Annotated in this window: 21 protein-coding genes and 3 tRNA genes; 12 read left to right on the top strand and 12 right to left on the bottom strand. The window is 71.3% G+C overall.

The annotated features are described in order from the left end of the window. Positions 1 to 29: 29 nt before the first annotated feature. Positions 30 to 1,625 (bottom strand): HRDC domain-containing protein, encoded by a 1,596-nt coding sequence (locus RT054_RS03935; protein ID WP_312722342.1) that lies wholly within the window; start codon positions 1,623 to 1,625, stop codon positions 30 to 32. Positions 1,626 to 1,646: 21 nt separating this feature from the next. Then, a complete protein-coding gene (locus RT054_RS03930; RefSeq protein ID WP_396837196.1) occupies positions 1,647 to 2,228 on the bottom strand; it encodes a DUF3000 domain-containing protein in 582 nt (193 codons plus the stop codon). A gap of 383 nt (positions 2,229 to 2,611) precedes the next feature. On the opposite strand from RT054_RS03930, the gene hemE reads away from it, so the two are divergent. Continuing rightward, a complete protein-coding gene (hemE, locus tag RT054_RS03925; RefSeq protein ID WP_313022304.1) occupies positions 2,612 to 3,661 on the top strand; it encodes a uroporphyrinogen decarboxylase in 1,050 nt (349 codons plus the stop codon). A gap of 23 nt (positions 3,662 to 3,684) precedes the next feature. Here the strand turns inward: hemE and RT054_RS03920 are convergent, their stop codons facing one another. Further along, a complete protein-coding gene (locus RT054_RS03920; protein WP_313022228.1) occupies positions 3,685 to 4,359 on the bottom strand; it encodes a hypothetical protein in 675 nt (224 codons plus the stop codon). A gap of 107 nt (positions 4,360 to 4,466) precedes the next feature. Between RT054_RS03920 and RT054_RS03915 the strand changes: the two genes are divergently transcribed. Further along, positions 4,467 to 5,894 (top strand): cation:proton antiporter, encoded by a 1,428-nt coding sequence (locus RT054_RS03915; RefSeq protein ID WP_313022227.1) that lies wholly within the window; start codon positions 4,467 to 4,469, stop codon positions 5,892 to 5,894. Between the two features lie 11 nt (positions 5,895 to 5,905). Then, positions 5,906 to 6,619, top strand: coding sequence for a hydrogen peroxide-dependent heme synthase (gene hemQ, locus RT054_RS03910; protein ID WP_312722347.1), 714 nt, complete (start codon positions 5,906 to 5,908; stop codon positions 6,617 to 6,619). Positions 6,620 to 6,745: 126 nt separating this feature from the next. Here the strand turns inward: hemQ and msrB are convergent, their stop codons facing one another. Next, positions 6,746 to 7,156, bottom strand: a complete 411-nt coding sequence (msrB, locus tag RT054_RS03905) for a peptide-methionine (R)-S-oxide reductase MsrB (protein ID WP_312722348.1) — start codon at positions 7,154 to 7,156, stop codon at positions 6,746 to 6,748. Positions 7,157 to 7,230: 74 nt separating this feature from the next. Between msrB and RT054_RS03900 the strand changes: the two genes are divergently transcribed. After that, complete coding sequence (locus RT054_RS03900; protein ID WP_313022226.1) at positions 7,231 to 7,692, top strand: hypothetical protein; 462 nt, start codon at positions 7,231 to 7,233, stop codon at positions 7,690 to 7,692. A 12-nt stretch (positions 7,693 to 7,704) separates the two neighbouring features. Further along, positions 7,705 to 8,289: a hypothetical protein gene (locus tag RT054_RS03895; RefSeq protein ID WP_313022225.1), complete on the top strand. Its 585-nt coding sequence runs from the start codon at positions 7,705 to 7,707 to the stop codon at positions 8,287 to 8,289. Here RT054_RS03895 and RT054_RS03890 read toward each other — a convergent pair. The 6 genes from RT054_RS03890 to mbhE are packed head-to-tail and all read right to left on the bottom strand — an operon-like array spanning position 8,253 to position 14,082. Further along, entirely contained in the window at positions 8,253 to 8,636 is a 384-nt protein-coding gene (locus tag RT054_RS03890; protein WP_313022224.1) for a monovalent cation/H(+) antiporter subunit G, read from the bottom strand. The genes RT054_RS03895 and RT054_RS03890 overlap by 37 nt on opposite strands. Continuing rightward, positions 8,636 to 8,893 (bottom strand): monovalent cation/H+ antiporter complex subunit F, encoded by a 258-nt coding sequence (locus tag RT054_RS03885; protein WP_312722353.1) that lies wholly within the window; start codon positions 8,891 to 8,893, stop codon positions 8,636 to 8,638. Before RT054_RS03885 ends, RT054_RS03890 begins: the two co-directional genes overlap by 1 nt. Next, positions 8,890 to 9,291 carry a Na+/H+ antiporter subunit E gene (locus RT054_RS03880; protein WP_313022223.1) on the bottom strand — a complete coding sequence of 134 codons (402 nt, stop codon included), beginning with the start codon at positions 9,289 to 9,291 and terminating at the stop codon, positions 8,890 to 8,892. The genes RT054_RS03885 and RT054_RS03880 overlap by 4 nt, the downstream gene beginning before the upstream one ends. Further along, positions 9,288 to 10,766, bottom strand: coding sequence for a monovalent cation/H+ antiporter subunit D family protein (locus RT054_RS03875; protein WP_313022222.1), 1,479 nt, complete (start codon positions 10,764 to 10,766; stop codon positions 9,288 to 9,290). Before RT054_RS03875 ends, RT054_RS03880 begins: the two co-directional genes overlap by 4 nt. Then, positions 10,763 to 11,302 carry a cation:proton antiporter subunit C gene (locus RT054_RS03870; protein ID WP_312719635.1) on the bottom strand — a complete coding sequence of 180 codons (540 nt, stop codon included), beginning with the start codon at positions 11,300 to 11,302 and terminating at the stop codon, positions 10,763 to 10,765. The genes RT054_RS03875 and RT054_RS03870 overlap by 4 nt, the downstream gene beginning before the upstream one ends. Continuing rightward, positions 11,302 to 14,082 (bottom strand): hydrogen gas-evolving membrane-bound hydrogenase subunit E, encoded by a 2,781-nt coding sequence (gene mbhE / locus RT054_RS03865; protein ID WP_313022221.1) that lies wholly within the window; start codon positions 14,080 to 14,082, stop codon positions 11,302 to 11,304. The genes RT054_RS03870 and mbhE overlap by 1 nt, the downstream gene beginning before the upstream one ends. 192 nt (positions 14,083 to 14,274) lie before the next feature. Between mbhE and RT054_RS03860 the strand changes: the two genes are divergently transcribed. Together RT054_RS03860 and RT054_RS03855 are read left to right on the top strand one after the other, a co-directional pair. Beyond that, entirely contained in the window at positions 14,275 to 15,336 is a 1,062-nt protein-coding gene (locus tag RT054_RS03860; RefSeq protein WP_313022220.1) for an ATP-dependent DNA ligase, read from the top strand. A 107-nt stretch (positions 15,337 to 15,443) separates the two neighbouring features. Continuing rightward, positions 15,444 to 15,908, top strand: a complete 465-nt coding sequence (locus RT054_RS03855; RefSeq protein WP_313022219.1) for a hotdog domain-containing protein — start codon at positions 15,444 to 15,446, stop codon at positions 15,906 to 15,908. A gap of 3 nt (positions 15,909 to 15,911) precedes the next feature. Here the strand turns inward: RT054_RS03855 and RT054_RS03850 are convergent, their stop codons facing one another. After that, positions 15,912 to 16,973, bottom strand: coding sequence for an ATP-dependent DNA ligase (locus tag RT054_RS03850; RefSeq protein WP_313022218.1), 1,062 nt, complete (start codon positions 16,971 to 16,973; stop codon positions 15,912 to 15,914). Between the two features lie 256 nt (positions 16,974 to 17,229). Here RT054_RS03850 and RT054_RS03845 point away from each other — a divergent pair, with 256 nt between their 5' ends. Further along, entirely contained in the window at positions 17,230 to 18,513 is a 1,284-nt protein-coding gene (locus RT054_RS03845; RefSeq protein ID WP_313022217.1) for a PPK2 family polyphosphate kinase, read from the top strand. A 118-nt stretch (positions 18,514 to 18,631) separates the two neighbouring features. On the opposite strand, the gene glgX is transcribed toward RT054_RS03845, so the two are convergent. Next, entirely contained in the window at positions 18,632 to 20,914 is a 2,283-nt protein-coding gene (glgX, locus tag RT054_RS03840; protein WP_313022216.1) for a glycogen debranching protein GlgX, read from the bottom strand. A 460-nt stretch (positions 20,915 to 21,374) separates the two neighbouring features. Between glgX and RT054_RS03835 the strand changes: the two genes are divergently transcribed. The 4 genes from RT054_RS03835 (at position 21,375) to RT054_RS03820 (ending at position 22,151) form a co-directional block, all read left to right on the top strand. Further along, positions 21,375 to 21,447 (top strand) — tRNA-Gly (locus RT054_RS03835). A gap of 42 nt (positions 21,448 to 21,489) precedes the next feature. Beyond that, positions 21,490 to 21,560 (top strand) — tRNA-Cys (locus RT054_RS03830). Positions 21,561 to 21,586: 26 nt separating this feature from the next. Then, a tRNA-Val gene (locus tag RT054_RS03825) sits at positions 21,587 to 21,658 on the top strand. 277 nt (positions 21,659 to 21,935) lie between these two features. Further along, the gene (locus RT054_RS03820; protein ID WP_313022215.1) at positions 21,936 to 22,151 is read left to right on the top strand and encodes a hypothetical protein; all 216 of its coding nucleotides are present in this window, start codon (positions 21,936 to 21,938) and stop codon (positions 22,149 to 22,151) included. The last annotated feature ends 1 nt before the right edge of the window (position 22,152 follow it).

Below are 22,152 nucleotides of genomic sequence, written 5' to 3'. Positions count from 1 at the left end.
AGGCGGCGCGGCGGCGGGGGCGTCGCCGGTCAGGGCTGGGCGGTGGCGAAGGCGCGGGCGAGGACGGGGGCGGCGATGTCCGCCTGCCATCGTCGCGCCCCGAGCGCGGTGAGCGCGTCGTGCAGGGTGCCTTCGTCGTGCTGCTCGGGCGGGGTCCAGACGACGCGTCGCAGCGTGTCGGGGGTGAGGACGTTCTCCAGCGGGAGGCGGTGCTCCTCGGCGAACGCGGTGAGGTCGTCCTTGGCCGCCGCGAGACGGGCGGCGGCCACCGGGTCCTTGTCGGCCCAGGAGCGGGGGGCCGGGGGGCCGGTGCTCGGCAGGGTCGTGGGAGGCAGGTCGGACTCGGGCAGGTCGAGCGCCCGCGTGACGGCCTTGGCCCAGACCTCGGGGTGACGTCTGATCGTGCGGTGGGTGCTGGCGGCCGTGACCTCGGCGGCGGTCCTGGGCGTCGCGGTGGCGAGCACGCCGAGGACCGAGTCCGGCACGATGCGTCCGGGCGAGACGTCCCGGTCGCGAGCGAGATCGTCACGGGTGTACCAGAGCTCACGGAGCACCGCGGCCGCGCGAGGGGAGCGCAGACGGCGCATCCCCGAGACCCGCCGCCACGGATCCGGGCGGGTGGCGTGGCCGGTGAAGGACGTGAGTGCCTCGAACTCCTGCCGGGCCCACTCGAGCTTGCCCTGGGCGGCGAGGTCCTCGATCATCGCCTCCCGCACCGCCGCGAGGCACTCGACGTCGAGGGCGGCGTAGTTGAGCCAGTCCCGCGGCAACGGGCGGGTGGACCAGTCGACGGCCGAGTGCTCCTTGGCGAGCGAGACGTCGAGGTAGTGCTCGAGGACCGCCGCGAGACCGACCCGTGGCAGGCCTGCGAGGCGGGCGCCGAGCTCGGTGTCGAAGAGCGAGGTGGGCGAGAGGCCGACACCCCTCAGGCAGCCGAGGTCCTGCGTGGCGGCGTGGAGGATCCACTCGACGCCGTCGGTGGCCCGCTGCACGGGCTCGAGGTCGGGGCAGCCGACCGGGTCGAGCAACCACGTGCCGGACCCCTCGCGCCGCACCTGCACGAGGTAGGCGCGTTGTCCGTACCGGTACCCCGACGCACGTTCGGCGTCGATCGCGAGCGGGCCGTGACCGGCGGCGAGGGCCTCGGCCGCCTCGAGGAGCCGGTGCTCGTCCTCGACGACCTCGGGGATGCCACCGGCCGGGCTGGTGAGCACGACGGGCGCGGGTCGTGCGTCATTCGTCTCGCCGCCGTCGTGCGTCTCGCCCGCATCGTCCTTCACGTCGCTCGCGCCGCTCGCGCCGCTCGCGCCGCTCGTGTCCCTGGCGTCGCTCGCGTCCCTCGGGTCCCTCAGGTCCCTCGCGTCGCCTGCCGCGTCGCCGTCCCGGCGATTCGTCTCCTCAGCCTCGCCCCTGTCGAGCGTCGCGTCCCGCTGCTGCGTGGTGGCTGCGTGGCGTCCGCCCGACGCGGGACCCCCGGTCGCCGCCCGCCCCGCCCGGGGACGTGCGGCGTCGGCGCCATCGGAGTCGTCGGCGCCGGTGGCCCCGAGGGCGCCGGCGCGTGCCCGCGGAGCGGGGGCGGGGACGAGCTGCTCCGGCACGGCGAACGGGTCGGTGAGGTAGGACATTCGGTGGTTCTCGCGGTTCTCTCAGTGCATCCGGTGGGACAGGGGGGTGACCCCCTGTGGCACCGGGGGGACGCCCGCGATGGTCGCGAGGACGTCGGTCCAGGTGGTCAGATGCTCGACGAGGTCGTTCCCGTCTGGGGTCCAGGATGCCCGCAACTCCATCTCGACCGTGGGTTCGGTGTCGCCAAGGGTGCCGAAGCTCTCCGAGACGACCCGGGTGACCGTGCCGCCGAGGGCGCGATGGGCGACCCCGCTCGTGTGCAACGCGTCGGTGAGCCAGGACCATCCCACCTCCCCGAGCAGCGGGTCACCGGCGAGTTCGGGCTCGAGCTGGGCCCGGGCCAGGGTGACGATGCGCCAGCGACCGTCCCAGGCCGCGGGGGCCTCGTCGTCGAAGAGGATGACGAAGCGACCGGTGGCGAGAGGTTCGTCGTCGCGGTGCGTCGAGATCTCCGCCGACAGGGCGACCGAGTGAGGGGCGATGCGTTGGGGGGCGGGGATCTCGGTGAGTCCGACCTCCGGGCGCAACGTGGCCTGCCGCAAGCGGTCGACCGCCTCGGCGAACTCCGAGGCGGCGCGGGTCGTTGCGCGGCGGTTGGTCACACTCGGCACAGTACGGCCCACCGGCGACAACCCTTCGGTTCCCACGCCGATCGAGGCAGCGAGACGCGGGCGCGGCCGAGCACCTGCGCACCGAGCGCCGCTGGCCCACCACACATCCGTCACACCCGAGACGGCAGAGGGGATGGCGGCGGCGCGATCGCCCCGGCAGTAGCTGAGCTGACATCCCCTCTGCCTTCTCGAGTTTCCCATCGGGGGCCGTTCACCCGTCCGTATGGGTCGACTCTGCGTCTGCTCCCGACGCGGATGAAGGGTTCGGGCCCTCGTGGGAGGATTCCCGGGTGACGACGACGCCCGAGGAACACCACACCCCCGCGAGGACACCGACCATCCCCACCGCAGGGGCCGCCGCAGCGGACTCCGGCGTGCCGACGAGGACGGATGACCAGGCGCAGAGCCGGCTCGTCCGCGCCGCGCGGGGGGAGAAGGTCGACCGCCCACCGGTGTGGTTCATGCGGCAGGCCGGTCGGTCGCTGCCGGAGTACCGCGCGCTTCGCGAGGGCACGACGATGCTCGAGTCCTGCCGTCGCCCCGACCTCGTCACCGAGATCACCCTGCAACCCGTCCGGCGTCATCGCGTCGACGCGGCGATCTTCTTCAGCGACATCGTCGTCCCCCTCCAGGCGGTCGGGGTCGACCTCGACATCGTCGCGGGCGTCGGGCCGGTCGTGGCCGAGCCGTTCCGTACCCGCGCCGACCTGGACCGGCTGCCCGCCCTCACCGCCGAGCACGTGCCCGACATCACCGAGTCCGTGCAGATGCTCGTCCGGGAGCTCGGGCCCACCCCCCTCATCGGGTTCTCGGGCGCCCCCTTCACGCTCGCGAGCTACCTCGTCGAGGGCGGACCCAGCCGCAACCACGAGCACACCAAGGCCCTCATGCACGGCGACCCGGAGCTCTGGCACGACCTCTGCACCCGCCTCGCGCAGATCGCCGGGGCCTACCTGCGCATCCAGGTCGACGCCGGCGCGAGCGCCGTCCAGCTGTTCGACTCGTGGGTGGGCTACCTTTCGCGAGCGGATTACGAGGCCTACGTCCGGCCGCACTCCACCCAGGCCCTCGAGGCCGTCGCCGGGCTCGTGCCCCGCATCCACTTCGGCGTCGGCACCGGTGAGCTGCTCGCCTCGATGGGGGAGGCGGGTGTCGAATGCGTCGGTGTCGACTACCGCGTCAACCTCCTCGACGCGCTCGAACGCACCGGCGGCCGATACGCCCTGCAGGGCAATCTCGACCCGGCGTTGCTGTTCGCGCCCTGGCCGGTCATCGAGCAGGAGGTGCGGCGCATCGTCGCCGAGGGCCGCCAGGCGCCCGGGCACGTCTTCAACCTCGGCCACGGGGTGCTGCCCTCCACCGACCCCGAGGTTCTCACCAGGGTCGTCGAGCTCGTCCACTCCCTCGGCGAAGACCCGGCCTGAGCGCGACGACGGGTGGGTCCCCCTCAGCGGGGGGTGAGCCGCACGGTGCACCGCGGCAGGAAGAACTGCACGAGCGGGCCGATCGCGAGGGCGTAGAGCACCGTGCCGACGCCGAGGGTCCCGCCGAGCAGCCACCCCACGGCGAGGACGGCGATCTCGATCGCCGTCCGGACCACGCGGATGCTCACGCCGGTGCGCCGATGGAGTCCGGTCATGAGGCCGTCACGCGGTCCCGGGCCGAGCTGGCTGCCGATGTAGAGCGCACTCGCGCCCCCGTTGAGAAGGATCCCCCCGAGCATGAGCGCCGCCCGACCGGCGAGGTCGCCCGGTGCCGCGAGGACCGCGAGCGTGGCGTCGGTCGCGACGCCGATCCAGACCGCGTTCGCGAGCGTGCCCAACCCGGGCATCTGCCGCAGCGGGATCCACAGCAGCAGGACGACGAAACTCGCGACGATGACGACGGTGCCGAACGACCACGGCACGTGATGGGCGAGGCCTTGGTGGAACACGTCCCAGGGGTTCAGCCCGAGCGCGCCGCGCAGCATCATCGCCATCGACACGCCGAAGAGGGTGAGGCCGACGAACAGCTGGAGGAGTCGGCGCGGCAGCCTCCCCGCCCGCAGTTGCTCCACCGGGCCGAGCGGCTGGAGGTCGCGCGCGGTCGCCGTCGTGGCCGTGGCGGGGGAGGCAGGATCCATGGGCACAGGATGACGCATCACCGGTCCGACGGGGCGCGGGGGTCGGTCCCGGTGCGCCGTCCGAGACCGGTCCGTCGATCGTCGGGGCGAGCTGTCATATTGTCGCCATGACTGCTGATGCCGCCTACCTCCTCGTCGGTGTCGCCCTCCTCCTCGCCGTGATCCTGCCGACGTTGCTGAAGCGAGTGGCGTTCTCGGCGCCGATGGCCCTGATCCTCACCGGGGTCGTCGTCGGGTTCCTGCCACCGTTCGAGACGACGCGGTTGTCCCCGCTCGAGCACCCCACGATCACCGAGCACGCCGCGGAGCTGTGCGTGATCGTCGCGCTCATGGGTGTCGGACTCGCTCTCGACCGGCCGCTCGAACGCACCCGCGCGTCGTGGCGGGCGTGGGGATCGACGTGGCGACTCCTCGCGATCGCGATGCCGCTGTGCATCGCCGCGGTGACGTTCCTCGGATGGTGGGCCATGGGGTTGCCGATCGCGGCCGCGTTGCTGCTCGGCGCCGCCCTCGCGCCCACCGATCCCGTGCTCGCGGCCGACGTGCAGGTCGGGGGGCCGACGACCGAGCAGGCCGAGGACGTCGCGCGTCACGAGGACGAGGGCGTCCACGGGAGTGTCGACGACGGCGTTCGCGGGGATGCCGAGGACGGCGCCGTCGGCGACGGTCCCGCGGACGGTGTCCACGAAGGCGTCGACGAGCACGACGACGTGCGCTTCGCCCTCACCTCCGAGGGAGGTCTCAACGACGCGCTCGCCTTCCCGTTCGTCTACGCGGCGATCTTCCTCGCGGACGAGGGCCCGGTGTCGGAGTGGTGGCTGCGGTGGCTGGGCTGGGAGGTCGTCGGCAAGATCGCGCTCGGGGTGCTGTTCGGGTATCTCGGCGGGAAGCTTCTGGGCCGGATCGCCTTCCGTCCCCGGATGACGGCGTTCCAGTTCGCGCGGAACGGCGAACCGCTGCTCGCGCTCGCCGGCACGCTGTTCGTGTACGGCCTCACCGAGCTGGTCGGCGGGTGGGGGTTCCTCGCGGTGTTCGTCGCCGCGCTGCGTCTGCGCGCCGAGGAGCGACACGACGAGTACCACGTCGTCATGCACGAGATGGTGGAGCGGCTGGAGCTGCTGCTCACGCTCCTGCTGCTCCTCGCCCTCGGGGTCGCGCTCGGGGACGGGCTGCTCGCCCACCTCACCTGGCAGGGCGCCGCGGTGGGCCTCGCGCTGGTCTTCGTCGTGCGGCCGCTCACCGCGTGGCTCGCGCTGGGTCGTCAGAGCGACGTCGACGAGGAGGGCAATCAGAGCCTCGGCCCGCGTGAGCGGATCGTCACGGCGTTCTTCGGGGTGCGCGGCATCGGCTCGATCTACTACCTCGCCTACGCCCTGCAGGAGGCCGACTTCCCCTACGCCGAGCTGCTCTGGTCGACGGTCGGGTTCACGATCCTCGTGTCGGTCGTCGTGCACGGCATGGGCGCGACGCCCGCGATGCGCTGGCTCGAGAGCGTGCGGGACCGACCCGGTCGGCAGGAGCCGTCGACGCCGTGAAGAATGAGGGCATGACCGACCCCCAGACCAACGCCGCCCGCCTGCGGGCCCTCAACGAGACGATCCGCTACGCGATGTGGTCGGTGTTCTCGGTGTCCACGCCCCTGCCTGCCGACGACGCGGAGCGCGAGGCGCTCACCGTCGACCTCACCGAGTTCCTCGACACCCTGCCCGACCAGGGCGTCACCGTGCGGGGGTTGTACGACGTCGCCGGATTCCGGGCCGACGCGGAGGTGATGGTGTGGTGGCACGCCGAGGAGGTCGAGGCGCTGCAGCGGGCGTACAAGTCGCTGCGTCGCACCCGGCTCGGACGGCACCTCGCGCCGGTGTGGTCCCAGGTCGCGCTGCACCGCCAGGCCGAGTTCAACAAGGGTCACGTGCCGGCGTTCATGAAGGAGGAGCGGGTGCGCGACTACGTCTGCGTCTACCCCTTCGTCCGCAGTTACGACTGGTACGTCCTCGAGGAGTCAGAGCGCCGCGAGATGCTCGCCGAGCACGGCCGCATGGCGCGGCCCTACCAGGAGGTGCGGGCGAACACCATCCCCAGCTTCGCGCTCGGTGACTACGAGTGGATCCTCGCGTTCGAGTCCGACGACCTGCCGGAGATGGTCGACATGATGCGCGAGCTGCGCAGGTCCCGCGCCCGCCTCCACGTGCGCGAGGAGACGCCGTTCTACACCGGCCCCCGCGTCGACGCCGCGACCCTCGTCCACGGCCTGCCGTGATCACCCACGCCGCGACGCCCACGCAAGGCCCCCGGAGCGCAGTGCGCGCTCCGGGGGCCTCGTGCCGCCGGCACGGTCCCGGCGCGGCCGGTGACGGCCGTCGGCGGGCTCGTCACCGGCAGGGCCTCAGTCCTGCGCCAGCCGCATGCTGATCGAGTTGATGCAGTACCGCTGGTCGGTGGGGGTGTCGTAGCCCTCGCCCTCGAAGACGTGGCCGAGATGGGAGCCGCAGCGGGCGCACCGCACCTCGACACGGCGCATGCCGAGGGAGGTGTCCTCGATGTACTCGACGCGGTCCTCGGCCAGGGGCGCGTAGAAGCTCGGCCAGCCACAGTGGCTCTCGAACTTCGTCTCGCTGCGGAACAGTTCCGCGCCGCAGGCGCGACACGAGTACACCCCGGGCGTCGTCGTGTCCGTGTACTCCCCGATGCCGGGGCGTTCGGTGCCGGCCTGCCGGAGCACCTGGTACTCGGCGGGGGCGAGGATCGCTCGCCATTCGGCCTCGGTGCGCTGGACCTCGTAGTTCTTCTCGCTCATGCCGGAGTCAACAATGCCGACGCCGATTCGGTTCCCGGCCGACCGGGTCGCGCGCCCACTTCTAGACTCCGCTCGTGGAGCTCCCCCTCGTCGCCGTGGTCGCGGCCGTCCTCGTCGGCCTCGTGCTGCTCACGGTGGGTGGGGACACCCTCGTCAACGGCGCGACGCGGGTGTCGCGGCGGTTCGGCATGAGCGCTGCCACGGTGGGGGCGACGGTCGTCGCGACGGCCACGTCGGCACCCGAGTTGGCGGTCTCCACCGGCGCGGTCCTGCACGGCGACCACGGACTGGCCCTCGGCAACGTCGTCGGGAGCAACATCGCCAACGTGCTCCTCGTCCTCGGCGCTGCGGCGCTCGTGTCGCCGATCCGGATCCCCGCCCGGGTCCGCCGCGTCGACATCCCGGTCTGCGCGGCGGCGACCGCGCTGTTGCTCGCCCTCTCGCTCGACGGGCGCCTCGGTCCGCTCGACGGTGCCGTGCTCCTGCTCGTCTTCGCCGCGACGATCGGTCGAGCCGTGTACGCGACGCGGTCCTGAGCCGAGGCTCCCGTGCCCGCCACCTCCCTCGTCTCCTCCGGGGACGGCGCCATCACCGACACGCTTGCCCGGGTCGACGGGGCCGACGCGGGCGCTCCGGGCGCCGGCGACGAGGCGGAGCGGGGGGAGTCGCGCCCCTCGGCGTGGCCCGGTGTGCTGCTCGTGCTCGTCGGCACGGCGATCCTCGTGGGCGGGGCGGAGCTCCTCGTCCTCGGGGCGGAGCAGATCGCCCTGGGACTCGGGGTGAGCGACCTCGTCGTCGGTCTCACGGTCGTCGCGATCGGCACGTCGCTCCCCGAGCTGGCCGCGGCGATCTCCGCGGGCCGGGCCGGGACCGCCGACCTCGCGGTGGGCAACGCCGTCGGCAGCAACGTCGCGAACATCGGCCTCGTGCTGGGACTGCCCGTGATCCTCGTCGCGGCGATCCCGGTCCCCGCGACGACGACGCGACAGGACCTTCCCCTCGCCCTGCTCGTCCTCATGGTGGTGTGGGTGCTCGCGCGGTGGCGGGGCGGCCTGGACCGCCTCGCCGGGATCCTCCTGCTCGGGGGTTACGCGGCCTACCTCGCCTCCCTCGTGGTGTCGGCCGTGCCCTGACCCCGATCGCGACGCTCCGCCTCCACGTCGGCGAGCTCGTCGGGCACCTCGCCCGGTCCACCGACGAGCGGAGCGCCGATGAGGTAGGCCGACCGCGCGATCGCCATGCTCGCGACCGCGGAGGTGACGAGCTGGAGCACGACCGCGATGCCGAGCTTGACGGCCCGCTCCCACGAGGGCTCGAGGAGGAAGACGCCGACGAGGATGAGCGGCATCCCGAGACCGGCCCCCGTGGCGATCGCCGAGAGCCGGGCGAACACGTCGCGCAGGCGCAGGATGCCGAGCCCGGCCGCGCCGAACACGAGCGACCCGATGACGATGAGGGTCTGACCGACGATCTCGGACATCAGCGACGTCCCTTCGTCATGGCCCGGGAGAGGGAGACCGTGGCGAGCATCCCGACGACCGTGGCCACGAGGACGACGTCGAACAGCACGCCGAAGCCCCGCCACGCGCCGACGAGTGCGAACAAGGCGATGACCCCGAAGAAGAGCAGGTCGGAGGCGGCGACGCGGTCGGCGTCCCGGGGTCCCCGGCTCATCCGCCACACGGCGGCGGCCATCGTCGCGGTGACGATCGCGATGCCGATGAGCAGGCCGATCACCGCGTCACCCCCTGAGGGCGCAGGGCGCCGAGCAGCCGCCGCTCGAGTTCGGCGGTCTCGGCGAGGAGGTCTGCACGGGTCCCGTTGAGCGCAAGGATGTAGAGGACGGGGTTGTCGGGTCTCGCCTCGCCGCCCTTCGCGCCCTCGTCGCGCTCGGGCACGGCGCGCGGGTGCTCGGTCGCGACGACGAGGGTCCCGGGGATGAGGGTGACCGCCATCGAGAGCAGCGAGACCTCGACGTCGTTCTCGCAGCGGGTGACGACGCGCGCGATGCGCGGGGTCGACAGGTCGGCGGGGGTGAGCACGTCGCGGATCACGACGACGCCGGCGGCGACCACCTGCCAGGTGAACCACCCGAGGAAGACGAGGATGCGTACGGGCCAGGTCAGCAGGGTCATCGTCCGCTCACCTCCTGGAGATAGATCGTCGGGTCGATGAGGGACTGCGCGGCCGTGGTCGCGGGCGCGAGGAGCAGCTGCCCGCCGACGCCGAGCACGAGGCTGATGACGACGAGGACGAGGGCGGGGGCGGCGAGCGAGAACGGGATCCGGTGGGAGTCGTCCTCGGTGATCTCGGGGTTCGCCGCACCGAGGAACGTTCCGCCCCAGATCTTGAGCATCGACATGAGCGTGTAGAGGCTCACCCCGAGCGCGGCGGCGCCGACGAGCCACTGGCCGGCCGAGAACGAGGCGGTGATGATCGCGAGCTTGGCGACGAACCCCGAGAACGGCGGGAGACCCGCGAGGGAGATCGCCGCGCCGAAGAACGCGGCCGCGGTGAGGGGCTCGCGCCGCAACAGACCGGTGACCGTGCCGAGTGACGAGCGCCCGTATCGGTCCTCGACCGCGGCGACGCTGAGGAACAGCGCGCCCTTGGCGAGGATGTTGTGGACGAGGTAGAACACCCCGGCCGCGAGGCCCGCCGGGGTGAACAGGGCGAGGCCGAGGAGGACGTAGCCGATCTGGCTCACCATGTGGAAGGAGAGGATCGAGCGGGAGTCGTTCTCGCCGATGGCCGCGAGCACCCCGACGATCATCGAGAGCGTGAAGACCGCGAGCGAGATCGGCCCGGGACCGGTCTCGCCGAAGAGGATCGCGCCCACCCGGAACAGCGCGTACACCGCCACCTTGGTGTGCAGGGCGGAGAACAACGCCGTGACGACGGGCGGCATCGAGGGGTAGGTCTGCCCGAGCCAGCCGTGGGCGGGGAACACCGCCGCCTTGATGCCGAGGGCCGACAGGAGGATGACGGTGCCGAGCAGCGCGGTGGGGGAGGTGTGGGCCGCGCCGTGCAGATCACCGAGGGAGACCCGCCCCGTGCCCGCATAGATGAGGGCGACGCCGACGAGGAAGATCGTCGAGGTGAGCAGGTTGACCGTGACGTAGATCCGGGACGCCGTGACCTGCTGCCGTGACCCGCGCCCGCGGTGGGCGAGGAGGATGAGCCCGTAGCTCGGCAGCAGCATGATCTCGATGAACACGAAGAGGTTGAACAGGTCGGCCGTGAGCAGCGCCCCGTTGACCCCCGCCGTGACGAGGAGGACCAGCGGCGCGAAGAACGGCTCGTCCGCGGTCCCGGTCGCGCACGCGAACGCGACGGTGAGCACGGTGAGCAGGACGGTCGTCACGAGCATGAGCCCGGAGAACGCGTCTGCGACGAGGGGGATCGCGAGACCCCCGTCCCACCCGCCGACGTGCTCGACGAGCACGGCGCCCGACCAGGTGCGGGCCAGGAGGGCCCCGGCCGCGACGAGGTCGGCGACGAGGACGACGAGCAGGATGGTGCGCCGCGCCGGACGCGGCATCCGGACGCCCACGAGCACCCCGGCGACGAGCAGCGGCAGGGCGACGAACAACGGCAGGAGAGCGGTCATCGCGTCTCCTCCGTCGTCGTGTGCGGCGCGTGCGGGCCGGTCGGAGTGTGCTGGGCCCTCCCGGTGTCCGCTCCCGGGTCGCCCTGTTCACCGGGCTCACCTGGGTCGGGGTCCTCGGGGTCGTCGTCCGCACGGTCGACGTAGTCGTGCCAGTGCTCGGGCTCGATCTCACCCCGGTAGGCCGGGTGGTCGTGGGGGAAGAGGTCGGGCGTCGTGTCACTGGGGAGGTCGCCGAGGTCGGTGTCGTCGTCACCGTCGCCGATGACGGCGAGCACGAGCATGAAGATGATGACGGCGAACGCGATGACGATCGCCGTGAGCACGAACGCCTGGGGGAGCGGGTCGGAGGTCGTGGTGAGGTCGAAGTCCGTGCCGATGGCCGGGGTCCTCCGGCTCGATCCCCCCGAGAGGACGAGCAGCAGGTTGACGCCGTGGCTGAGCATGAGGAACCCGATGATGATCCGCAGCATGCCGCGGCGCAGGATCATGAAGACGCCTCCGGCGACGAGCACACCGACGGTGAGGGCGAGGGCCATCAGCGGTCACGCTCCTCTCGGGTCGTGAGGCGCCCTGGTCGTCGGAGGGGCGTGGGTTCGGGGGTGTCGAGACCGAGTTCGGAGATCGACCCGAGAACGAGACCGAGGACCGTGAGGTAGACGCCGATGTCGAAGACCAGACCGGTCGAGAGCGTGACGCCGGCGACCTTCGTCGACATCGGCGTGAGGAACGACCCGGCCCACACGAGGTTGACGAGACCCGTCACCGTGGCGACGACGATGCCCACGCCGATGACGCGCAGGTAGTCGATGTGGAGGCGCGTGATCCAGTCGCTGCCGGAGGCGAGGAACACGAGGACGACGGCGGCGCCGGCGACGAGCGCGCCGATGAACCCGCCACCGGTCTCGTAGTGCCCGCGGAGGAAGAACCACAGGGACAGCCCGATGAGCAGGGGGACGACGACGCGGTCGAGCACACGGATCGCGGTCGTGTTCTCGTGCGGGTCGTGGGCGGGATTGTCGCGGCTCACGACGAGGGGGCTCGGCCGCAGCGGCAGGAGGCCGCGAGAGCGCAGGGCGACGACGAACGCGACCGCCGCGGTGCCGAGGGCGACCATCTCCCCGTAGGTGTCGAGGGCCCGGAAGTCGACGAGGATCGTGTTGACGACGTTGGTGCCGGCGGTGAGCTCGTAGGCGCGGGCGAGGAAGGCGTCCCCGAGGGCGTCGCCGCTGCGGGGCGTCATGACGAACAGGGCGATGAGGGTCCCCGCCACGCCGGCGGCCAGGGCGACGGTGACGGCGACGCCGGAACGCAGGGCCCCGGTGGGATGGAAGCCGTCGGGCATCCGGACGAGCAGAAGGACCATGACGACGACGGTGAGGATCTCGACGAGCAGCTGGGTGACGGCCACGTCGGGCGCGCCGAGGACGAAGAAGAGCAACGCCATCGCGAACCCGACGATGCCGACGATCGTCACGAGGGCGACGCGGCTGCGGGCTCCGAGGGTGAACGCGACGCCACCGACGACGACGGCGAGGAGGAGCCAGTCGAACGGGTGCCCGGCCGGGGGGAGCCCGGGGGCGCCGGTGAGCAGCACGACGCCGCCCACCCCGAGGACGAGCACGAGGAGCGGGGCGAGGAGGGCCCGATAGGGGTTGTCGCTGCGGGTGAGGTCGCCCACGCGGCGCCCGAGCGCGATGGAGCCGCTGCGGAAGCCCTCGACCCCGGCGACGGAGTTCCCGACGCCGAGGGTCCGGCCGACGACGAGCCGGTCGACGCGTTCCCGGGCCACGATGAGGGCGGCGCCGAGTCCGATCGCGGTGAGCGACATGACCAGGGCGGCGTTGAGGCCGTGCCAGAGGGTGAGGTCGGCGGCGGGGGAATCGGCGAGGACGGCCCGGGCGCCGGTGTCGACGAGTGGCTGCAGCACCGGGCCGGTGATGCCGAGGAGGACGCCTGCGACGGCCCCGACGAGCACCGGTGCGATCATCGCCACGGGCGCCTCGTGCGGCGGCTCCTCCATGTCGGGCCCGAACAGGGGCCGTAGCATCCGGCCGCTGTAGGCCATCGTGCACATCGCCCCGGCGACCGCGACGACGCAGACGACGAGCGTCGTGGCGTCGCCGAACGGTGCCTCGGTGAACCCCTTGAAGACCGCCTCCTTGCTGACGAAGCCGAGGAGGGGAGGCAGGCCGGCCATCGACGCGGCGCCGAGCACGAGGGCGAGGCTGCTCCACGGCATGTGGCGGCGCAGCCCGCTGAGTCGGCGGATGTCGCGGGTCGTCGTCTCGTGGTCGATGAGGCCGACCGACATGAACAGTGAGGACTTGAAGATCGCGTGGGCGATCACGTGGGTGAGCGCGGCGACCATCGCGTATCCGGTGCCGACGCCGATGGTCGCGACGAGCATGCCGAGCTGGCTGATCGTCGAATAGGCGAGGAGTTCCTTGAGGTCGTGGCGCTGCAGGGCGTACACCGCGCCCATCACCATCGTGAGGAGTCCGACCCCGACGAGCAGCATGTTCCACAGGGGGACGGCGTGCAGGGCCGTGGAGAACCGCAGTAACAGGTACATCGCGGCCTTGACCATCGCCGCGGCGTGGAGGTAGGCGCTCACCGGGGTGGAGGCCACCATCGCGTCGGGCAGCCAGCCGTGGAACGGGAACTGCGCGCCCTTGGTGAACGCGGCGAGTGCGACGAGGACGGCGACCGCCGTGCTCGTGCCCGGTTGGTCCTGCCACACCGGGGAGGTGAGGGCCGCGGACAGGTGCGTCGTGCCGGTGGCCGTGACGGTGAGGGCGACCGCGCCGAGGAGGCACAGGCCGCCACCGCCGGTGACGAGCAGCGTGCGCAGGGCCGGTGCCTTGCCCTTGGGGCCGGTCTGCTGGATGAGCAGGAACGAGCAGATCGTCGTGAACTCCCACATCACCCACATGAGGACGAGGTCGTCGGCGAGGACGAGGCCGATCATCGCGGCGGCGAAGAAGGCGAGCAGGGCGTAGAACGAGCCGTGCCGACCCGCGGGCAGGTAGGACACGGCATACGCCATGACGAGGGCGCCGATGACGAGGACGACGAGGCAGAAGACGAGCGAGAGGCCGTCCATGCGCAGCCGGAACGCGACGTCGAGCTGGGGCAACCACGGCCAGACGCCGGCGATCGGGGCTCGGGTGCCCAGCCACGTCGTGGTGACGAGCACGGCCAGCCCGGCGAGCCCGGCCGAGAGCACCCACCCGGCGTGCCGTCCCAGACGTTGGCCCAGGGGGTGGGCGAGGACGGGGAGGCACGCTGCGAAGAGCATCGTGACCAGGAGGTTCAACCGGGGTCCTTTCGGCGGGGCGAGCGGGGCACGCCGGCGATCCGGAACGGGCGGGGGTCGAAGTGAACCGACCACCACGATCCTAGTGGGCCGCGGGCGCTCGGCCGGGGCACGCCGATCGCAGGTCACCCTACGGGGAGAGACCCGCCCGGTCCCCGTGCCGTCGCCTCTCCCGCCCGTACCCTGACGCACATGAGCGAGGAGATCCTCACCCTGCCGGGCCCGGACGGGCAGGAACGGTCGGTGCGGTTGAGCAACCCCGACAAGCCGGTGTGGCCGGAGTCCGAGCACGGGTCCGCCATCTCTAAGCGTGAGCTTGCCGAGTACGTCGTCGCGGTGGGCGGGCCCTTGCTCGCGGCGGCGGGCGACCGGCCGGTCACGCTGCAGCGGTTCCGCGGTGGGGTGTCCGGTGAGGAGTTCTACAGCAAGAACCCGCCGAAGGGCCTGCCGGCGTGGGTGCGCACGGTGACGTGCACCTACCCCTCGGGCCGGCGACACGCCCAACTCGTGCTGGACGAGGCCGCGACCGCCGTGTGGGCCGTGCAGATGAGCACGGTGACGTTCCATCCGTGGCCGGTCCGCGCCGACGACAACGACCACGTCGACGAAGTGCGCATCGACCTCGACCCCCAACCCGGGACCGGGTTCGCCGAGGCCCGACGGGCGGCGCACGCTCTCCGTGAGCTCATGCTCGAGCTCGACCTCACCCCGTGGGTGAAGACGAGTGGCAACCGAGGTCTCCACGTCTACTCGAGAGTGACCCGCACCCACGAGTTCCTCGACGCACGTCATGCCGTCGTCGGCGTCTGCCGTGAGCTGGAACGCCGCCTGCCGGACCTCGTCACGACGGCGTGGTGGAAGGAGGAACGAGGGGAGCGGATCTTCCTCGACGTCAACCAGATGTGTCGCGACCGCACGATCGCCTCGGCCTACAGCCCGCGCCCGCTGCCGGCGGCGACCGTGTCGATGCCGGTGCGGTGGGAGGAACTCGACGACGTGAGCCCCCTGGACTTCACCGTGCGCACCGTGCCCGCGATCCTCGCCGACCGCGGCGACGCCTGGGCCGGCATGGGGGAGGCGGTGGGTGACCTCGGCGCCGCGTTCGCCCTGTGGGAGGCCGACGTCGAGCGCGGCCTGCCGGAGATGAACTTCCCGCCCGATCACCCGAAGATGCCCGGCGAGCCCCCGCGGGTGCAGCCCAGCCGCAAGAACGCCGCGAACTGGCACGACGACGGCAGCCCGGCGGGGGCGTGACCCGCCGCGACCTCGAGAGCGGGTGGCGTCCTCGCCGCCGGCGTCTCGCCGGCGCGGTCGCCACCCCGCCCCACCAGGGCGGACGAGGGGTTTCCTACCCTGGGGGCATGCCCGACATGCGCTTCCACTCCCGAAAGTGGGTCAAACCCGAGGACCTCAACGCCAACGGCACGCTCTTCGGCGGCAGCCTGCTGAAGTGGGTCGACGAGGAGGCCGCGATCTATGCGATCCTCCAGCTCGGCAACGAGCGGTGTGTCACCAAGTACATGTCGGAGATCGAGTTCGTCTCCTCGGCATGGCAGGGCGACCTCATCGAGCTCGGCCTCGTCCCCACCGCGTTCGGGCGGACCTCCCTCACCCTGCGGGCCCGCGTCCGCAACATGGTGACCCGCGAGACGATCATCGACATCGAGAGGATCGTCATGGTCGGTCTCGATGGCGCCGGTCGTCCCCAACCGCACGGCTGCGACCACGTCACCTTCGACCGGGACCGGGTGCCGCAGCGTCACGCGCCCATCCCGCGTCCTCCCATCGTCGACCTGCCGACCGGCCCGGTCGACGACCTCGACTGACCCTCAGCGCTCGAGGACGGCGGCGAGGTCGTAGGCGGGCGCCACCTCGATCTGGGAGAGGAGGCAGGACTCCGGGTCGCGGTCGGGGCGCCAGCGCAGGAACGTCACGGCGTGGCGGAACCGGGCACCCTCGAGCTGGTCGAAGGCGACTTCGACGACGCGTTCGGGGCGCAGCGGGACGTAGCCGACGTCCTTGTTGCCGGAGAACCGGGAGCGGTCGGTCTCGGCGTGGAGGATCTCGCCGTCCTCGTCCCGCCGTACGAGGGGCGCGAGTTCGTCGATGAGCGCGAGGCGTCGCGCCGCGGTGAAGGCGGCGATCCCACCGACACCGAGGAGGCGTCCGTCGTCGGTGACGAGGGAGAGCAGCAACGAGCCGACGCCCCGGCCGGACTTGTGCACGCGGTAGCCGGTGACGATCGCCTCGGCGGTGCGCTTGTGCTTGACCTTGACCATGGTCCGCTTGCCGGGGGTGTAGGTCCCGGAGAGCGGTTTGGCGACGACGCCGTCGAGTCCGGCGCCCTCGAACCTGACGAACCACTCGCGCGCCTCGGCGGCGTCGCGGGTCGCCCGGGTGAGGTGGAGGGGGGAGCCTGCTCCGAGTGAAGCGAGGACGTCCTCGAGCCGCTCACGGCGGGTGGCGAACTCGACGTCGAGGAGGGAGTCGTCGTCGAGCGCGACGAGATCGAAGGCGACGATCTCGGCCGGAGTGCTCTGCGACAGGGTCGCGATCCGTGAGGCCGCGGGGTGGATCCGTTGCGACAGGCCCTCCCAGTCGAGACGTTCCGCGCCGGGTTCCCCTGTGCGGACGACGATCTCACCGTCGAGAAGGCACCGCTGGGGGAGCAGGTCGAGCAGCGGTTCACGTAGCTCGGGGAAGTATCGGGTGAGCGTCTTGGATCCGCGGCTCGCGAGCTCCACCTCGTCCCCGTCGCGGAGGACCAGGCACCGGAACCCGTCCCACTTGGGTTCGTAGGCGAATCCGCCCGGCACCGAGTCGGGTTCGGGGACGTCGGGCACCGACTTGGCGAGCATCGGCGTGATCGGCAGGGGCACGGGCAGGTCCATGCGGACAGTGTGGCGGTGACCCCGCCCTCGCGCGCACCGACGTTCGACCCGTTCGCGCACGACAGGGGGGCAGGTGAGGTCGCAGCGATAGGGTCGCCATCACGACCACCGGTCCACATCCTCGGCGGCGATCGTGCGGCGAGGAGGGGCTGTCCGGTCTCGCGATCGGCGTCCGGAGCCCGGCGCAGTCGGCCCGTGTGGTCGACAGCACCCCGGGCGCGAACCCGCCGGTCGCCTCACGGACAGGAGCACATGCATGGGTAAGAAGAAGGACGCCGCCACCGGCTCGGACCCGACCACCGACGTCGACACGTCGATGGACACCGTCGAGGCGCAGAAGGCCCGGAAGAAGAAGGAGAAGTCGCAGAAGAAGCAGCGGGCGGGGACGACGACGTCGCCGGAGAAGACGTCGTCGGGCAAGAAGAAGTCCGGAAAGACGAAGTCCGACGAGAAGAAGCCCGGAAAGACGACGTCGGACGCGCTCGAGGCCGAGAAGGCCGAGCGGAAGGCGGTCGAGAAGGCCGAGCGGAAGGCGGTCGAGAAGGCCGAGCAGAAGGCGGCCAAGGCCGAGCGCAAGCGGCTGAAGAAGCTCGTCGAGGCGGCTCGTTCGGTGCCCGGTGCGCCTGACACCGTCGAGGAGGCGTTGGCGGAGGTCGGTGCGAGCGAGGTGGCACCGGGTGCCGTGGTGGACGTGGCCGACCTCGTGTCGACGTCGTTCGTCGACGCCCTGCGCGTGGGGGAGGGGTTCCGCCTCACCGACATCGACCCGTCCTCGACGCCCGGGTTCTCCGGGACGAGGGAGGAGGCCGAGACGCTCACGGCGGCGGCCGAGCCCGAGATCGCCGACCTGCAGGAGCGCCTCTACGCGGACTCGAGGGCAGGTGGCGGGGCGTCGGTCCTCCTCGTCGTTCAGGGTCTGGACACCGCGGGCAAGGGCGGCATCATGCGTCACGTCGTCGGGCTGCTCGACCCGCAGGGCACGACGATCCATGCGTTCAAGCAGCCCACCCCGGAGGAGCGGCGGCGTCCGTTCCTGTGGCGCATCCGCCGGCAGCTGCCCGCGCCCGGAATGGTCGGGGTCTTCGACCGTTCGCACTACGAGGACGTCCTCGTCGCCCGCGTCGACGACCTCGTACCCGCGTCGACGTGGCGCCGCCGGTACGGGCAGATCCGCACGTTCGAGAACTCCGTGGTCAGGGGCGGCACGACGATCGTCAAGGTCATGCTGCACATCGGCAACGAGGAGCAGCGGGCCCGCCTCGCCGAACGGTTGGAGCGCGCCGACAAGCACTGGAAGTACAACCCCGGTGACATCGACACGCGTCGCAAGTGGGACGCCTACGGCGAGGCCTACCAGGAGGCGTTGGTGAAGACCTCGACGGACGAGGCGCCCTGGTTCGTCGTCCCGGCGGACCGCAAGTGGTACGCGCGCCTCGCCGTCCAGCAGCTCCTGCTCGACGCCCTGCGTCGCGTCGACCCTCAGTGGCCGCGGGCGACCTTCGACGTCGAGGAGGAGAAGGCCCGCCTCGCCGACTCCTGAGCCCCGGCTCACCTGCGCCGACGAGCGGGACGGGACAGCGCGCAGCCCCGTGGTCGTCCTCACGACCACGGGGCTGCGCGCTGGTGCCGGCGGTGCTCAGCGGTGCGGAACCGGCGGCTCAGAGCGAGTCGCGACGCTCCTTGGCGCGGGCCGCGCGTTCGGCGGCCTTCTCGGCGAGCTCGGGGGAGCGCTCGACGCGGCCGTTCGTCGCCGCCTGGGCCATCATCCCCGCGGCCTCGCGGCGGGCGTCCTCCGCGTCGATCTCGAGCTGGTCGGGCTCGTCGGTGAGGCTCTGGAGGATGACCATCGAGCGCGGCGCGAGGGTGAGGGTGTCGCCGGACTCGTGCGGGTCGACGCCCTTCTCCGGGATTCCCGTGGGCAGGTTGGTGTCGAGCACCGGCACCCAGTGGACGTTCTCGATGACCGACGGCACGACGAAGTCGAGGGACTCGTGGTAGGCGTTGAACATCAGCACGAAGCTGTCGTCGGTGATCCGCTGGCCCAGCGTGCCGGGCTCCTGGATCGCGTCACCGTTGAGCAGGACGGAGATCGTGCGGGCATACCCCGTGCTCCAGTCCTCCTCGGTCATCTCCTCGCCACTGTTGGCGAACCACACGATGTCACCCACGGTCGACTGGCCCCCGTGATCGGCGCCGCCCTCGAAGAAGCGGCGACGGCGGAAGACGGGGTGGGCGAGGCGGAGGTTGACGACGTACTTCGCGAACTCGAACAACAGGTGCTGCTCACGCCCGAGATTCCAGTCGATCCAGGAGATCTCGTTGTCCTGGCAGTACACGTTGTTGTTGCCGCCCTGGGTGCGGCCGAACTCGTCACCGTGGGCGATCATCGGCACCCCCTGGCTGACGAGCAGCGTCGTGAGGAAGTTGCGGATCTGCCGCAGCCGCAGCGCCCGCACCTCGGGGTCGTCGGTGGGTCCTTCGGCGCCGCAGTTCCAAGAGCGGTTGTGGCTCTCGCCGTCCTTGCCGTCCTCGCCGTTGGCCATGTTGTGCTTGTCGTTGTAGCTGACGAGGTCACGGAGGGTGAACCCGTCGTGGGCGATGATGAAGTTCACCGACGCGATCGGGCGACGTCCGGAGTGCTCGTACAGGTCCGAGGAACCGGTGAGGCGGGAGGCGAACTCCGCCAGGCCGGCGGCCTCACCGCGCCAGTAGTCGCGCACGGTGTCGCGGTAGCGCCCGTTCCACTCCGTCCACAGGGGCGGGAAGTTGCCGACCTGGTAGCCGCCGTCACCGAGGTCCCACGGCTCCGCGATGAGCTTGACCTGGGAGATCACCGGGTCCTGCTGGATGATGTCGAAGAACGCGCTGAGGCGGTCGACCTCGTGGAACTGACGGGCGAGGGTGGCCGCGAGGTCGAACCGGAACCCGTCGACGCGCATCTCGGTGACCCAGTACCGCAGGCTGTCCATGATGAGCTGCAGCACGTGCGGGTTGCGCATGAGCAGGCTGTTGCCGGTCCCCGTCGTGTCGTAGTAGTGCTCCTTGGCGTCGTCGACGAGGCGGTAGTAGGCCGTGTTGTCGATGCCGCGGAAGCACAGCGTGGGGCCGAACTCGTTGCCCTCGGCGGTGTGGTTGTACACCACGTCGAGGATGACCTCGATGTTGGCCTCGTGCAGGGTCTTCACCATCGACTTGAACTCGGTGACCTGCTGGCCCGCGGTGCCGTACGCCGCGTACTCGTTGTGGGGGGCGAGGAAGCCGATCGTGTTGTAGCCCCAGTAGTTGCGCAGCCCCTTCTCCTGCAGGTGGGTGTCCTGCACGAACTGGTGCACCGGGAGCAGCTCGATGGCCGTCACGCCGAGGTCGGTGAGGTGCTTGATGATCGCCGGGTGGGCGATCGCCGCGTACGTCCCCCGGATCTCCTCGGGGATGTCGGGGTGCGTCATCGTGAGCCCCTTGACGTGGGCCTCGTAGATCACCGTGTCGTGGTACTCGTGGTGCGGGGGACGGTCGTGGCCCCAGTCGAAGAATGGGTTGACGACCACCGAGAGCATCGTGTGCCCGAGGGAGTCGGCCTCGTTGTAGGAGTTGACGTCGCCGAAGTTGTACGAGAACAGCGCCTCGTCGCCGGTGATCTGTCCGTCGATGGCCTTGGCGTAGGGGTCGAGGAGCAACTTGTTCGGGTTGCAGCGGTAGCCCTGGGTGGGGTCGTAGGGGCCGTGCACGCGGTAGCCGTAGCGCTGCCCGGGCTGGAGGTTGGGCACGTATCCGTGCCATACGTAGCCGTCGACCTCGGTGAGTTCGAGCCTGGTCTCGGTGCCGTCCTCGCTCACGAGGCACAGTTCGACCCGCTCGGCGATCTCGGAGAACAGGGCGAAGTTCACTCCCGAGCCGTCGTAGGTGGCTCCGAGCGGATACGCGTTTCCTGGCCAGATGTCCATAGGTCCGTCTTAGCTCTTCCGTCGTCCATGAGTGCGGCGCGGTGCCGCAGTGTCGGCGATTCACCCGTGTCTCGGGCGAATTCGCGGATCGGCCCCGGCGAGGGCCCTGTCGAACGTTAACCCGATCGCCGGGCCGATGAGGCGGCCCCGCGGTCGTGGCGTCCATGACCGGCGCCGCGATGCGTCGGCGGCACGATCCGTGAGCAGTGTGCCGCACCGGCGACGTGCCACCGACACCCAGACCACGCCGTGGGGTCGACGCGTGGCTCATCCCGGGCGTTGCGGTGACGCACGCCTCAGGGGCACGGACGCGCGGGCGCGGCCGGTAGCTGCGAGGACACGTCGAGGACTCGGCCGCGGGCCGGTTGGACTCCGGCCGCGGTCATCGGTTACTGTCGTCCAGCACGCCGCGGGAAGCCGCAAGGCCGACAAGGTCGAACGGAATCCACGCGACGCACATGCGGACGTGGCTCAGTTGGTAGAGCATCACCTTGCCAAGGTGAGGGTCGCGGGTTCGAGTCCCGTCGTCCGCTCGGAGGATCGCCTCCCTCGGAAGGCAGTCATTCAGCCTTCGCGGTGGAGTGGCCGAGAGGCGAGGCAACGGCCTGCAAAGCCGTGTACACGGGTTCAAATCCCGTCTCCACCTCACAGAAGCGCTTCGGGCGCTTCGTCGGGCGATTGGCGCAGCGGTAGCGCGCTTCCTTGACACGGAAGAGGTCACTGGTTCAAACCCAGTATCGCCCACCGCACGAAACGAGGCCCCCAGCCACACGGCTGGGGGTCTCGTTCTGCGTGTGGTCGCGCCCGGATCGCCCGACCGGCCCCACGACCCGATCGGGCGGCACTCGAGCCGCCCGTCGGGCGTTCTCGTCACGGACGCGTCCGATGACGGTCAGGATTGCGCATGGCCCTCACGCCGGTCCTCTCCCCGTCGACAAGGGGTAGGGCTCTCGAGCCCGTCTCTGCCACCGCGTCGAACCCTCGAACGCCACCTCCGACCTCGAATCAGGAGCGACCCCGCATGAGTGTCATGGCCCCGGCCGGAACGCGCCTCTACAGCGTTCTGCTCTCCACGCACGACGGCCGGCCCGGCACGTGGCTCACCGTCGCGGCCGACGACCTCGTCGAGGCGATGCGGCGTGCCCGTGAGGACAGCTGGTGGGGCGAGAGGACGCCCGAATGGGCGCGCACCAGCCACGTCTCGGCCGTGGAGTGCCTCGGGCTCGCCTGGCACTGAA

Source organism: Mobilicoccus sp., from assembly GCF_032060985.1.
Lineage (GTDB): Bacteria > Actinomycetota > Actinomycetes > Actinomycetales > Dermatophilaceae > Mobilicoccus.
Note: the sequence above shows the minus strand (reverse complement) of the source record. Positions and strands in the feature narration are given on the sequence as shown.